This window comes from Streptococcus sp. VT 162 (assembly GCA_000688775.2).
Classification (GTDB): Bacteria; Bacillota; Bacilli; order Lactobacillales; family Streptococcaceae; genus Streptococcus.
The window spans coordinates 1,265,392-1,277,279 of the sequence record CP007628.2 but is presented as its reverse complement, the minus strand read 5'-3'; the positions used below and the strand labels follow the sequence as shown (position 1 = coordinate 1,277,279).

Annotated in this window: 16 protein-coding genes; 11 read left to right on the top strand and 5 right to left on the bottom strand. The window is 42.2% G+C overall.

Features of this window, described 5'->3' with window-relative positions; genetic code table 11:
- Positions 1–118: 118 nt before the first annotated feature.
- From V470_06445 to V470_06435, 3 genes are all read left to right on the top strand, one after another.
- Complete coding sequence (locus V470_06445; GenBank protein ID AHZ48058.1) at positions 119–1,498, top strand: NADH oxidase; 1,380 nt, start codon at positions 119–121, stop codon at positions 1,496–1,498.
- Positions 1,499–1,727: 229 nt separating this feature from the next.
- Positions 1,728–2,603, top strand: coding sequence for a pyridoxal biosynthesis lyase PdxS (locus V470_06440; GenBank protein AHZ48057.1), 876 nt, complete (start codon positions 1,728–1,730; stop codon positions 2,601–2,603).
- Positions 2,604–3,185 carry a glutamine amidotransferase gene (locus tag V470_06435; GenBank protein AHZ48056.1) on the top strand — a complete coding sequence of 194 codons (582 nt, stop codon included), beginning with the start codon at positions 2,604–2,606 and terminating at the stop codon, positions 3,183–3,185.
- An 18-nt stretch (positions 3,186–3,203) separates the two neighbouring features.
- On the opposite strand, the gene V470_06430 is transcribed toward V470_06435, so the two are convergent.
- Both V470_06430 and V470_06425 read right to left on the bottom strand, forming a co-directional pair.
- Entirely contained in the window at positions 3,204–3,851 is a 648-nt protein-coding gene (locus V470_06430; GenBank protein ID AHZ48055.1) for a hemolysin III, read from the bottom strand.
- Positions 3,848–4,294: a hypothetical protein gene (locus tag V470_06425; protein AHZ48054.1), complete on the bottom strand. Its 447-nt coding sequence runs from the start codon at positions 4,292–4,294 to the stop codon at positions 3,848–3,850. Before V470_06425 ends, V470_06430 begins: the two co-directional genes overlap by 4 nt.
- Positions 4,295–4,428: 134 nt before the next feature.
- Between V470_06425 and V470_06420 the strand changes: the two genes are divergently transcribed.
- The 7 genes from V470_06420 to V470_06390 all read left to right on the top strand — a co-directional run bounded on the left by V470_06420 (position 4,429) and on the right by V470_06390 (position 8,787).
- Entirely contained in the window at positions 4,429–4,923 is a 495-nt protein-coding gene (locus tag V470_06420) for a GNAT family acetyltransferase (GenBank protein AHZ48053.1), read from the top strand.
- Entirely contained in the window at positions 4,920–5,435 is a 516-nt protein-coding gene (locus V470_06415; protein ID AHZ48052.1) for a cysteine methyltransferase, read from the top strand. The genes V470_06420 and V470_06415 overlap by 4 nt, the downstream gene beginning before the upstream one ends.
- A 12-nt stretch (positions 5,436–5,447) precedes the next feature.
- Complete coding sequence (locus V470_06410) at positions 5,448–5,804, top strand: arsenate reductase (protein AHZ48051.1); 357 nt, start codon at positions 5,448–5,450, stop codon at positions 5,802–5,804.
- Positions 5,805–5,964: 160 nt separating this feature from the next.
- Positions 5,965–6,765 (top strand): amino acid ABC transporter permease, encoded by an 801-nt coding sequence (locus V470_06405; protein AHZ48050.1) that lies wholly within the window; start codon positions 5,965–5,967, stop codon positions 6,763–6,765.
- Entirely contained in the window at positions 6,765–7,508 is a 744-nt protein-coding gene (locus V470_06400; protein ID AHZ48049.1) for an amino acid ABC transporter ATP-binding protein, read from the top strand. Before V470_06405 ends, V470_06400 begins: the two co-directional genes overlap by 1 nt.
- 77 nt (positions 7,509–7,585) lie before the next feature.
- A complete protein-coding gene (locus V470_06395) occupies positions 7,586–7,810 on the top strand; it encodes an amino acid ABC transporter (GenBank protein ID AHZ48048.1) in 225 nt (74 codons plus the stop codon).
- 65 nt (positions 7,811–7,875) lie between these two features.
- Positions 7,876–8,787, top strand: coding sequence for a thioredoxin reductase (locus tag V470_06390; protein ID AHZ48047.1), 912 nt, complete (start codon positions 7,876–7,878; stop codon positions 8,785–8,787).
- Here the strand turns inward: V470_06390 and V470_06385 are convergent.
- The 3 genes from V470_06385 to V470_06375 are packed head-to-tail and all read right to left on the bottom strand — an operon-like array spanning position 8,784 to position 10,392.
- Positions 8,784–8,960, bottom strand: coding sequence for a chlorohydrolase (locus V470_06385; protein ID AHZ48046.2), 177 nt, complete (start codon positions 8,958–8,960; stop codon positions 8,784–8,786). The two genes, V470_06390 and V470_06385, sit on opposite strands and share 4 nt — an antisense overlap.
- A gap of 47 nt (positions 8,961–9,007) precedes the next feature.
- On the bottom strand, positions 9,008–9,736 hold the full coding sequence (locus tag V470_06380; protein AHZ48045.1) for an rRNA methyltransferase: 729 nt from the start codon (positions 9,734–9,736) through the stop codon (positions 9,008–9,010).
- 44 nt (positions 9,737–9,780) lie between these two features.
- On the bottom strand, positions 9,781–10,392 hold the full coding sequence (locus V470_06375; GenBank protein AHZ48044.1) for a peptide deformylase: 612 nt from the start codon (positions 10,390–10,392) through the stop codon (positions 9,781–9,783).
- 155 nt (positions 10,393–10,547) lie between these two features.
- Here V470_06375 and V470_06370 point away from each other — a divergent pair, with 155 nt between their 5' ends.
- Positions 10,548–11,867 (top strand): metallophosphatase, encoded by a 1,320-nt coding sequence (locus tag V470_06370; GenBank protein AHZ48043.1) that lies wholly within the window; start codon positions 10,548–10,550, stop codon positions 11,865–11,867.
- Positions 11,868–11,888: the final 21 nt, after the last annotated feature.

Below are 11,888 nucleotides of genomic sequence, written 5' to 3'. Positions count from 1 at the left end.
CAATGTTAAGTGTATTTTTTTCTGAAAAAAAGAGAATTCTGAGCAAATGCCTTGTAAACGCTAACAGTAAATGATATACTAGAAAGGTAAATCAAAAATTAAAGGTAGGAATTTTTCTATGAGTAAAATCGTTGTAGTTGGTGCTAACCACGCTGGTACAGCTTGTATTAATACGATGTTGGACAACTTCGGACATGAGAACGAAATCGTAGTATTTGACCAAAACTCAAATATTTCATTCCTTGGTTGTGGAATGGCGCTTTGGATCGGGGAACAAATTGATGGCCCAGAAGGTCTCTTCTACTCTGATAAAGAAAAATTGGAAGCAAAAGGTGCTAAAGTTTACATGAACTCACCAGTTCTTTCAATTGACTACGATAACAAAGTTGTGACTGCAGAAGTTGAAGGTAAAGAACACAAAGAGTCTTATGATAAATTGATCTTTGCAACTGGTTCAACTCCAATCTTGCCTCCAATCGAAGGTGTTGAAATCGTTAAGGGTAACCGCGAATTCAAAGCGACTCTTGAAAATGTACAATTTGTTAAATTGTACCAAAACGCTGAAGAAGTTATTGAAAAACTTGAAGACAAGAGCAAACACCTTGAGCGCATTGCCGTTGTTGGTGGTGGTTACATCGGTGTTGAACTTGCAGAAGCCTTTGAGCGTCTTGGAAAAGAAGTGGTGCTTGTCGATATCGTAGACACAGTCTTGAACGGCTACTATGACAAAGACTTTACCCAAATGATGGCGAAGAACTTGGAAGACCACAACATCCGCTTGGCTCTTGGTCAAACAGTTAAAGCCATCCAAGGTGATGGAAAAGTTGAACGCTTGGTAACAGACAAAGAAACATTTGATGTAGATATGGTGGTTCTTGCTGTTGGCTTCCGTCCAAACACAGCTCTTGCTGATGGTAAGATTGAACTCTTCCGTAACGGTGCTTTTCTTGTAGATAAGAAACAAGAAACATCTATCCCAGGTGTATACGCTGTTGGTGACTGTGCAACTGTTTATGACAATGCTCGTAAAGACACTAGTTACATCGCTCTTGCTTCTAACGCTGTACGTACTGGTATCGTTGGTGCTTATAACGCTTGTGGTCATGAATTGGAAGGAATCGGAGTTCAAGGATCAAACGGTATCTCTATCTACGGTCTTCACATGGTTTCAACTGGTTTGACTCTTGAAAAAGCCAAAGCTGCAGGCTATAATGCAACTGAAACTGGCTTTAACGATCTTCAAAAACCAGAATTTATCAAACATGACAACCACGAAGTTGCCATCAAGATTGTCTTTGACAAAGACAGCCGCGAAATCCTTGGTGCACAAATGGTGTCACATGATGCTGCTATCAGTATGGGAATCCACATGTTCTCACTTGCTATCCAAGAGCATGTAACCATTGATAAATTGGCTTTGACAGACCTATTCTTCTTGCCACATTTCAACAAACCATACAATTACATCACAATGGCTGCACTTACAGCTGAAAAATAAAATTTGATGAACTATCTGGCCTTAAGTTAAGGTCAGATAGTTTTTTAGTTATACTCTTCGAAAATCTCTTCAAACCACGTCAGCTTCGCCTAGCTTCCTAGTTTGCTCTTTGATTTTCATTGAGTATCAATCTGTACCCATACAATTATCCTTTTTTTATCTTGTACTTCATTCTAATCTGGCTTAAAATGAAATGGTAGCTACCAATACAAATGATGAGGATTAAGAAATGACTGAAAATCGTTATGAACTAAATAAAAACTTGGCACAGATGCTCAAAGGTGGGGTTATCATGGACGTTCAGAACCCTGAACAGGCTCGTATCGCAGAGGCTGCTGGTGCGGCAGCTGTTATGGCGTTGGAGCGGATTCCAGCTGATATTCGTGCAGCTGGTGGAGTTTCCCGTATGAGTGATCCAAAGATGATTAAGGAAATCCAAGAAGCGGTCAGCATTCCAGTGATGGCCAAGGTCAGAATTGGGCATTTTGTTGAAGCTCAGATTTTAGAGGCTATTGAGATTGACTATATCGATGAGAGTGAAGTACTGTCTCCAGCAGACGATCGTTTCCATGTAGATAAGAAAGAATTTCAAGTTCCTTTTGTTTGTGGAGCTAAGGATTTGGGTGAAGCCTTGCGTCGTATCGCTGAAGGAGCTTCCATGATTCGGACAAAAGGAGAACCGGGTACAGGTGACATTGTTCAAGCCGTTCGCCATATGCGCATGATGAATCAAGAAATCCGTCGCATTCAAAATCTCCGTGAGGATGAACTTTATGTGGCTGCCAAGGACTTGCAAGTCCCTGTTGAATTGGTCCAATACGTCCATGAACATGGAAAATTACCAGTTGTTAACTTTGCAGCTGGAGGTGTGGCAACGCCAGCAGATGCTGCGCTGATGATGCAATTGGGGGCAGAGGGTGTCTTTGTCGGTTCAGGTATTTTCAAGTCAGGCGACCCTGTTAAACGAGCAAGTGCTATTGTCAAAGCCGTAACCAACTACCAAAATCCTCAAATTCTGGCTCAAATCTCTGAAGACCTAGGGGAAGCCATGGTTGGTATCAATGAGAGTGAAATTCAAATTCTCATGGCAGAGCGAGGAAAATAGATGAAAATTGGAATATTGGCCTTGCAGGGTGCCTTTGCAGAACATGAAAAAGTGCTAGATAAACTAGGAGTCGCTAGTGTCCAAATCAGAAATTTAGATGATTTTCAGAAACATCAGAGTGACTTGGCGGGTTTGATATTACCTGGTGGGGAGTCTACAACCATGGGCAAGCTCTTGCGTGACCAGCAGATGCTGCTTCCCATCCGAGAAGCTATTTTATCTGGACTCCCAGTCTTTGGAACCTGCGCCGGTTTGATTTTGCTGGCTAAGGAAATCACTTCTCAGGAAGAAAGTCATCTTGGAACCATGGATATAGTGGTTGAGCGCAATGCTTATGGGCGCCAACTAGGAAGCTTCTATACAGAGGCAGAATGTAAGGGAGTCGGTCAGATTCCCATGACTTTTATCCGTGGACCGATTATCAGCAGTGTTGGAGAGGGTGTAGAAATTCTAGCAACAGTTGATGATCAAATCGTTGCTGCGCAAGAAAAAAATATGCTGGTAACTTCTTTTCATCCAGAATTGACAGATGATGTTGGCTTGCACCAGTACTTTATCAATATGTGTAAAGAAAAAAGTTGAGAAAAGATTCTCAACTTTTTACATGTAATAAACAATGGCGATGTATTGGAGTGCAGATGCCGCTAAGATAAAGAGATGCCAGATCATGTGGAAATAAGGTTTTTTCTTAGCGTAAAATCCAGCTCCAACTGTATAACAGAGTCCACCAGTTACCATAAGACTCCAGAAAATTGGCGTTGTTTGACTGATAATGGCAGGAATGATAGCCAGAACCAACCAGCCCATGATCAGGTAAAGGGCAAGGCTGAATTTCTCATTGACCTTTTTAGCAAAGATTTTATAAAGGATGCCAAAGATGGTCGTTCCCCACTGAATGGCAATAATGAGATAGCCAAACCAGTTATTCATCAAAGTCAATACAACCGGCGTATAAGAGCCTGCGATAGCCACGTAAATCATAGAATGGTCGATGATTCGCAAGACGTATTTGTGGGTCGAACCGTAGGCCATAGAGTGGTAAATGGTTGATGAGAGGAACATGAGAAAGAGACTGATAACAAAGATAGAAACGCCAAAAGATGATAAAAATCCGTGTGCTTCATAACTATAGGTGGATGAAATGGGGAGTAGGATGAGCATGATAACCGCACCCACAGCATGGGTCACGCTATTGGCAATCTCCTCTCCAAAACTGAGTTTTTTACTGAGTTTTAAACTGGTATTCATTGGATTTCCTCCTCTTCTTTGATAAGGATTAAGTCTAGAGTTTGATGATAGAGTTTAACCGTTTGACAGCTAGTTTGGATGATAGGATTTTCTGGATCAATCCCATGGTTCATGTAGTCTACAAAAGCATCGTAGAGCTGGTCTGAGCTCGCTTGAGTTTGCAGAGTATTGAGGGTCTGAGCGATTTCTTGAATCGAAAAGACAGACTTTAGAGTGGTGATGGCAATCAAACGGGCAATCTGTTTGCGTTGGTATTTTTTCTTGTCAGGCTTTGTCAGGTAACCGTGTTTGACATAGTTATTGACCATGGATGCGGTCAGGCCCTTTTCTTTATCTGGAGAAATAGGGGCACAGACTTGATTGACATAAAGCAAAACCTGATCCAGATAGAGGTCAATATTTGGAATGTCTTCCCATTTTGGGTAGGAAAAGTCAGAATTCATTTCCAACTCCTTTTTATCTAGTTTTGATAACTAGATTATAAAATAATAAAAAACAAAAGTCAAGTTTCAACTGCTTGTAGAAAGCTTTAAATTATGCTATGATGAGAGAAAATAGTTAGAAATGAGGGGAAAAGATGGAGATTCGTTTAGCTTTTCCAAACGAAGTAGATGCGATTATGCAGGTGATGGAGGATGCCAAAAAGTGCTTAGCCAAGTCTGGTAGCGACCAGTGGCAAAATGGCTATCCAAATGCCGACATCATTATCGATGATATCATCTCAGGTCAAGCTTATGTGGCCTTGGAAGAAGGAGAACTGCTAGCCTATGCTGCTGTGACCAAGAGCCCAGAGGAAGCCTATGAAGCCATTTATGAAGGGAGTTGGCAGGGGGGAGAATCAGAATATCTGGTCTTTCACCGTATCGCTGTGGCAGCAGATGTCCAAGGACAAGGTGTTGCTCAGACTTTCCTAGAAGGCTTGATTGAAGGTTTTGATTATCTAGATTTTCGTTCAGATACGCATGCACAAAACAAGGCCATGCAGCATATCTTTGAAAAGCTAGGCTTCCAACAGGTTGGTAAGGTTCCAGTTGATGGGGAACGTTTGGCCTATCAGAAATTAAAAAAATGAAGCAAAATAAGTACGCAAAAATGCTCTACCCGTCGCCAATTGGGACCTTATCCTTAGTTGCTGACAAGCAATATCTGTATGGAATTTGGGTACAGGACCAAACTCATTTTGAGAGGGGAATCGCTGGAGATAGTATAGAAGTAGTTAAGAAACATCCTGTCCTAGACCAGGTTATTTCCTATTTAGATACTTACTTTGATGGATGTGCTCAAGATTTGTCTTCCTTACCTCTGGCTCCCATTGGAACGGATTTTGAAAAGCGAGTCTGGACTTACTTACAGGCCATTCCTTATGGTCAAACAGTAACTTACGGACAAATAGCTCAAGACTTGCAAGTAGCTTCTGCCCAAGCTATCGGCGGAGCAGTGGGGCGTAATCCTTGGTCCATCCTCGTACCCTGTCATCGTGTGCTGGGGTCAGGCAATCGCTTGACAGGCTATGCATCTGGAGTCGAAAAGAAAGCCTGGCTCTTGCAACATGAAGGTGCAGCATTTCAAGAAAATAAAAAATAGAAAGAAAAGAAGATGTTAGAATTTATCGAATACCCAAAATGTTCAACTTGTAAGAAAGCAAAAAATGAATTGGATCAACTTGGACTGGAATACCAAGCTGTCCACATCGTAGAAGAAACACCAAGTGAAGACGTGATTTTGAACTGGTTGGAAACTTCCGGTTTTGAAGTGAAACAATTTTTCAATACCAGCGGGATTAAATACCGTGAACTGGGCTTGAAAGATAAGGTGGGAAGTTTGTCAAAACAAGAAGCAGCCAAGCTTCTAGCGAGTGATGGCATGTTATTGAAACGTCCAATTTTGGTGGAGAATGGTGCTGTTAAACAAATTGGCTATAGAAAGACCTATGAGAACTTAGGTTTGAGATAGTTTTTATTTATCTCCTTGATAGGTAAAATATATAGCCTCCCTGTTTTAAAGTGTGATAAACTAGAAGATAGACAAAGTCTTAGTAGCCCGCCCGTAGCAAATAATTTGCTTGCGAGCAGAAGTATGATAGAATGAATCATTATCAGGAGAGGATGTTTTTATGACTGTTACAACATTTTTAGCATCAGATTGGTACCAAAGTTTGATGCAACTCATTCCGGATGGTAAGCTCTTTAGTTTGCGTTCGGTCTTTGATGGAATTCCAAGAATTGTCCAACAACTGCCTACAACCTTGATGTTGACTCTTGGAGGTGCACTCTTTGGTTTGCTACTTGCCTTGATTTTTGCCATTGTTAAGATCAATCGTGTTAAGATTTTATATCCTTTGCAGGCCTTTTTCGTCAGCTTCTTAAAAGGTACCCCAATCCTAGTCCAACTTATGTTGACCTACTACGGAATTCCTTTGGCACTGAAAGCTATCAACCAACAATGGGGAACTGGTCTCAATATCAATGCGATTCCAGCAGCGCTTTTTGCGATTGTGGCCTTTGCTTTTAATGAGGCGGCTTATGCAAGTGAAACGATTCGTGCGGCCATCCTTTCTGTTAATCCAGGTGAAATTGAGGCGGCACGCAGTTTGGGCATGACACGAGCACAAGTTTATCGTCGTGTGATTATTCCAAATGCAGCGGTGGTAGCGACACCGACTTTGATTAACTCCCTTATCGGTTTGACTAAGGGAACTTCTCTAGCCTTTAGTGCGGGGGTTGTGGAAGTCTTTGCTCAGGCTCAAATTTTGGGTGGAGCCGATTATCGCTATTTTGAACGTTTCATCTCCGTTGCCCTTGTTTATTGGGTAGTCAATATCGGAATTGAAAGCCTCGGCCGTTTCATCGAGAGAAAAATGGCTATTTCTGCACCTGATACAGTATCTACAGATGTGAAAGGGGACCTTCGTTAATGATTAAGATTTCGAATTTAAGCAAATCCTTTTCAGGACAGACTGTCTTGGATCATCTGGACCTGGATATTCAAAAGGGAGAAGTAGTGGCTTTGATTGGTTCATCTGGAGCTGGGAAATCAACCTTTCTTCGTAGTTTGAACTACCTTGAAACTCCAGATAGTGGAACGATTCAGATTGACAATTTTAAAGTTGATTTTTCTAAGATTAGCCAAGAAGAGATTCTAACCCTTCGTCGCAAGTTGTCTATGGTTTTCCAACAGTTTAATTTGTTTGAACGCCGAACAGCTCTTGACAATGTCAAGGAAGGTTTGGTTGTCGTTAAGAAATTATCGAACGATGAAGCAACAAAAATCGCTAAGGAAGAGTTGGCCAAGGTTGGTCTTTCTGACCGTGAAAACCATTATCCTCGCCACTTATCAGGTGGACAAAAGCAACGGGTTGCCCTTGCGCGTGCGCTTGCTATGAAACCAGATGTCTTGCTCTTGGACGAACCAACATCAGCTCTTGATCCAGAATTGGTCGGAGAAGTGGAAAAGTCTATTGCAGATGCTGCCAAGTCAGGTCAGACCATGATTTTGGTCAGTCACGATATGTCTTTTGTAGCCCAAGTGGCAGACAAGGTTTTATTCCTAGATAAAGGGAAAATTATCGAGTCTGGCACACCGGATGAAATCATCAATCATCCGAAAGAAGAACGAACAAAAGAATTCTTTGCTAGTTACAAACGGACTTATATTTGATATAATAGAAAAAGGAAAACTCAGTTAGTTGGACTAGCTGAGTTTACTCTTTAAAAAAGATAGAAACGAGAGAGATCATGCTACTGCATTTATTTTCTTTATATTTCGAGAGTTTGATCTTAACGACCATCCTTGTCGTGATTTTTCTGGGGATTTGGATCGGATTGAGAGCCATGTCTGGTGTGGACAAGACAGCCAAAGCTCGCCAAGCTCATCTCTATGATATGATTATGATTGGAGTTTTGGTCGTTCCGGTGTTATCCTTTGCCGTCATGAGTTTGCTCTTGGTTTTCAAGGCATAATCCTTGCGTGGCTAGCAAGAATGAGTTAGAATAAAGATAGTTACAACAAGAAAGAAGGAATCGAAATGTACGATACGATTATTGTCGGTGCTGGACCTGCGGGAATGACCGCTGCCTTATATGCCGCTCGCAGCAATCTGAAAGTGGCTTTGATTGAAGGTGGTCTGCCAGGCGGGCAAATGAACAACACATCTGATATTGAAAACTATCCAGGTTATGCCAACATCAGTGGACCTGAATTGGCTGAAAAGATGTTTGAACCACTTGAAAACCTTGGAGTGGAGCATCTTTATGGCTATGTTGAAAATATTGAAGACAAGGGTGACTATAAGAAGGTAATCACTGATGATCAAGTTTACGAAACCCGTACTGTCATCGTGGCAACTGGGTCAAAACACCGTCTCTTAGGGGTTCCCGGAGAAGAAGAACTGAACAGTCGCGGTGTTTCTTATTGTGCAGTCTGTGATGGAGCTTTCTTCCGTGACCAAGACTTGCTCGTAGTCGGTGGTGGAGATTCAGCGGTAGAAGAAGCCCTCTTCTTGACACGCTTTGCCAAGACTGTCACTATTGTTCACCGTCGCGATGAACTTCGTGCCCAAAAGGTTTTGCAAGACCGTGCCTTTGCAAATGAAAAAGTCAACTTTATCTGGGACTCTGTAGTTAAGGAAATTAAAGGTGAAAATCGAGTAGAATCTGTCGTATTTGAAAATGTGAAAACAGGTCAAGTAACAGAGCAAGCCTTCGGAGGTGTCTTTATTTATGTCGGTTTGGACCCTGTTAGTGATTTTGCTAAAGATTTGAATATTCAAGATCAGGCAGGCTGGATTGTGACAGATAATCACATGAAGACGGCTGTTGACGGTATCTTTGCGGTTGGGGATGTTCGCCATAAAGACCTTCGCCAAGTGACAACAGCAGTTGGAGATGGTGCTATCGCTGGTCAAGAAGCATACAAATTTATTACAGAACATAGTTAATACACTTCGAAAATCTCTTCAAACCACGTCAGCTTCACCTTGCCCTCTTCAAACCACGTCAGCTTCACCTTGCCGTAGGTATGGGTACTGACTTCGTCAGTTCTATCCACAACCTCAAAGCAGTGCTTTGAGCTGTCTACAGCTATCTTCCTAGTTTGCTCTTTGATTTTCATTGAGTATAATCATAAAAAAGTTTCCAATCAGATGACTGGAAACTTTTTTATAGTCTGTTTCGGAAAACTTCGTACATGAGAATGGCTGCAGCGACACTGGCATTAAGGCTTTGAACATGCCCATTCATCGGAATGGTAATCATTTCATCAACCTGTTTTTTGATGTTGCTGGAGATGCCTTTTCCTTCATTTCCGATGATGAGGGCAATTTTCCCTTTTGTATTCCACTTGTGGCAAGGAGTACCGTTCATATCCGTTCCAAAGGTCCAGAATCCCTCATCCTTGAGTTTGTCTAGGGTTTGACTGAGGTTGGTCACTCGCGCAATCGGTACGTGTTCAATAGCACCTGTGGCTGTTTTGGCAACGACAGGAGTTACACCGACAGCACGGTGCTTGGGAATGATGACGCCTGAAACATTGGTCGCATCAGCAGTCCTTAAGATAGAACCTAGATTATGGGGGTCAGTTAGACCATCCAGAATCAACAGAAGTGGATTTTCCTCTTGACGTGTTTTTGCAAGGATGTGTTCCAACTCGCTATAGGCAAATTCGGACACTCGTAGAACAAAACCTTGGTGAACAGCGCCTTCGGTCATTTCAGAGAGGGATTTTTTTGAAGTCCAAGAAATGGAGACCTTCTTTTCTGTAGCCAGTTCCTTGACTTTCTCAACATTCTTACCTCGAAGATCTTCTTGGAGGTAGAGTTTGTTTCCAGTATTTGCCAGGAGGGCTTCGGTAACGGCGTGGACGCCATAGACAATATCATTTGTTTTCATGCCTCTATTATAACACAAAACCCCGTCTTGCAACGGGATTTTCTTTATTCGAGGATGAGGAGTCCATCTTTGACAGCAAATGGGTCTTTTTCATTGATACGATCGTAAAACATGATTCCGTTTAGATGATCAATTTCGTGTTGGACAACGATAGAGTTGTAGCCTTTGAGCTTGATACGGTGTTTTTCGCCGTCCTTGTCAAAATAATCAACAGTGACACGAGCATGACGAACAACATAGCCTGGCACGTTACGGTCAACAGATAGGCAACCTTCTCCTTCGCCAAGAGCAGCATCTTGAACAGAGTGAGAGACGATTTTTGGATTGTACATAACAGCTTGCAGGTCGTAGGCTTCCTGTGGAGTTTCACCTTCTTCCACAATATTGGGCACTAAAACAGCAATAACGCGTTTTGAGATATCGAGTTGGGGAGCAGCAAGTCCAACACCACCGCGGAGCCCCATCTTTTCAGCCATAACAGGATCTTGGGAATGTTTGAGGAATTGCATCATCTTTTCACCAAGGATGATTTCCTGGTCAGACAGTGGAAAAGTAACCTCCTCAGCAACTGCGCGAAGAGTAGGATTCCCCTCGCGGATAATATCGTTCATATCAATTAAGTGAGCAGCTTTTGTAATACGTTCTATTGCAGACATTTTCTCTCCTTTCATTACCTCTACATGATAACACAAAATAGGCGAGAAAGAAAGTCGCAGAAGTTCCTAAAAAATAATATAATAAACGGTATTCCTCTTTTGTCTGTGGTATAATAAAAGAAAAAACTTGCAGTAAAAGCAAGGGGGGAATAAAGATGGAAAAGCGACAAGATAGACGGTCTCATGACTCTCTTTATGGGGTGTGGAGAACTAGTGTTGATTTCTTTCGGAATTATAAATCCTGGACCAATGCCCAGTTTATTATTGTGTTATTGCTTGCAGTTGCCTTATCCATGGGGGGAAACTTATTAGTTCGAGCAGTACAAGGTAGTAAGGGAACGAGTCCTAGTAGTCAAACTCTTGATTCTGCTAGTACATCTGGTCAATCCAAGGAAAATCAGTCTGGCGAAACGACGGCGCGTATCATGGCAAATGGCGACCTTCTCTACCATATCCCTATCTACCGAACAGCTCTTAAAGAAGATGGAACCTATGATTTCCATGAAAATTTTGAGTATGTAAAACCCTGGCTCAAGCAAGCGGATTTGGTAATTGGTGACTTTGAAGGAACAGTGAACAAGGACCACTATTTGGCAGGTTATCCTCTCTTTAATGCACCAGGAGAAGTCATGGATGCGATCAAGGATGCAGGTTACCAAGTTCTAGATTTGGCTCATAATCATATTTTGGATTCTCAAATTGAGGGAGTGGTTTCAACGGCTCAAGCTATTGAAAAGGCTGGAATGACACCCATCGGTGTCTACACACATGAATCCCGTGACCAAGCCCCTATAGTCATCAAGGAAGTCAATGGTATCAAGGTAGCTCTCCTGGCCTATTCCTACGGTTTTAATGGCATTGAGCAGTATATCTCTCAAGAGGACTATAATCGCTATCTTTCTGATTTGAATGAAGATAAGATGAAGGCAGAAATCGAGCGTGCTGAGAAGGAGGCGGATATTACTGTCATCATGCCTCAGATGGGAATTGAGTACCAGCTAGAACCAACGGAAGAACAGAAAACACTGTACCATAAGATGATTGACTGGGGAGCTGATATTATCTTTGGAGGGCATCCTCACGTCGTTGAACCCGCTGAAACAGTTGAAAAAGATGGTGACAAAAAACTGATTATCTATTCCATGGGAAATTTCCTCTCAAACCAGCGCATTGAAACCATGCAAGATGAGGAAAATGCCAAGTGGACGGAGCGCGGTGTTCTCATGGATGTGACCATTAAGAAAAAAGATGGCAAGACTAGGATTGAAACTGCCAAAGCGCATCCTACTTGGGTCAATCGAACACCCAAAGGAACTTACTCTCCAGAAGGCTATCCGCTCTTCCTCTATCAGACCTATATCCTAGAGGACTTCATTGAGGGAGGCAGTCACCGTGACAAGTTGGACGAGGCGACCAAAGAACGAATTGACACGGCCTATAAAGAAATGAATGAACATGTAGGGTTGAAGTGGTAGGTGCTCACCCTAAAGGAGATA

Coding starts and splice junctions, on each gene's coding strand:
- V470_06435 (AHZ48056.1), top strand. CDS start 2,604: ATGAAAATTGGAATATTGGCCTTGCAGGGTGCCTTTGCAGAACATGAA.
- V470_06430 (AHZ48055.1), bottom strand. CDS start 3,851: ATGAATACCAGTTTAAAACTCAGTAAAAAACTCAGTTTTGGAGAGGAG.
- V470_06400 (AHZ48049.1), top strand. CDS start 6,765: ATGATTAAGATTTCGAATTTAAGCAAATCCTTTTCAGGACAGACTGTC.
- V470_06440 (AHZ48057.1), top strand. CDS start 1,728: ATGACTGAAAATCGTTATGAACTAAATAAAAACTTGGCACAGATGCTC.
- V470_06390 (AHZ48047.1), top strand. CDS start 7,876: ATGTACGATACGATTATTGTCGGTGCTGGACCTGCGGGAATGACCGCT.
- V470_06375 (AHZ48044.1), bottom strand. CDS start 10,392: ATGTCTGCAATAGAACGTATTACAAAAGCTGCTCACTTAATTGATATG.
- V470_06380 (AHZ48045.1), bottom strand. CDS start 9,736: ATGAAAACAAATGATATTGTCTATGGCGTCCACGCCGTTACCGAAGCC.
- V470_06420 (AHZ48053.1), top strand. CDS start 4,429: ATGGAGATTCGTTTAGCTTTTCCAAACGAAGTAGATGCGATTATGCAG.
- V470_06425 (AHZ48054.1), bottom strand. CDS start 4,294: ATGAATTCTGACTTTTCCTACCCAAAATGGGAAGACATTCCAAATATT.
- V470_06410 (AHZ48051.1), top strand. CDS start 5,448: ATGTTAGAATTTATCGAATACCCAAAATGTTCAACTTGTAAGAAAGCA.
- V470_06405 (AHZ48050.1), top strand. CDS start 5,965: ATGACTGTTACAACATTTTTAGCATCAGATTGGTACCAAAGTTTGATG.
- V470_06370 (AHZ48043.1), top strand. CDS start 10,548: ATGGAAAAGCGACAAGATAGACGGTCTCATGACTCTCTTTATGGGGTG.
- V470_06385 (AHZ48046.2), bottom strand. CDS start 8,960: ATGAAAATCAAAGAGCAAACTAGGAAGATAGCTGTAGACAGCTCAAAG.
- V470_06395 (AHZ48048.1), top strand. CDS start 7,586: ATGCTACTGCATTTATTTTCTTTATATTTCGAGAGTTTGATCTTAACG.
- V470_06445 (AHZ48058.1), top strand. CDS start 119: ATGAGTAAAATCGTTGTAGTTGGTGCTAACCACGCTGGTACAGCTTGT.
- V470_06415 (AHZ48052.1), top strand. CDS start 4,920: ATGAAGCAAAATAAGTACGCAAAAATGCTCTACCCGTCGCCAATTGGG.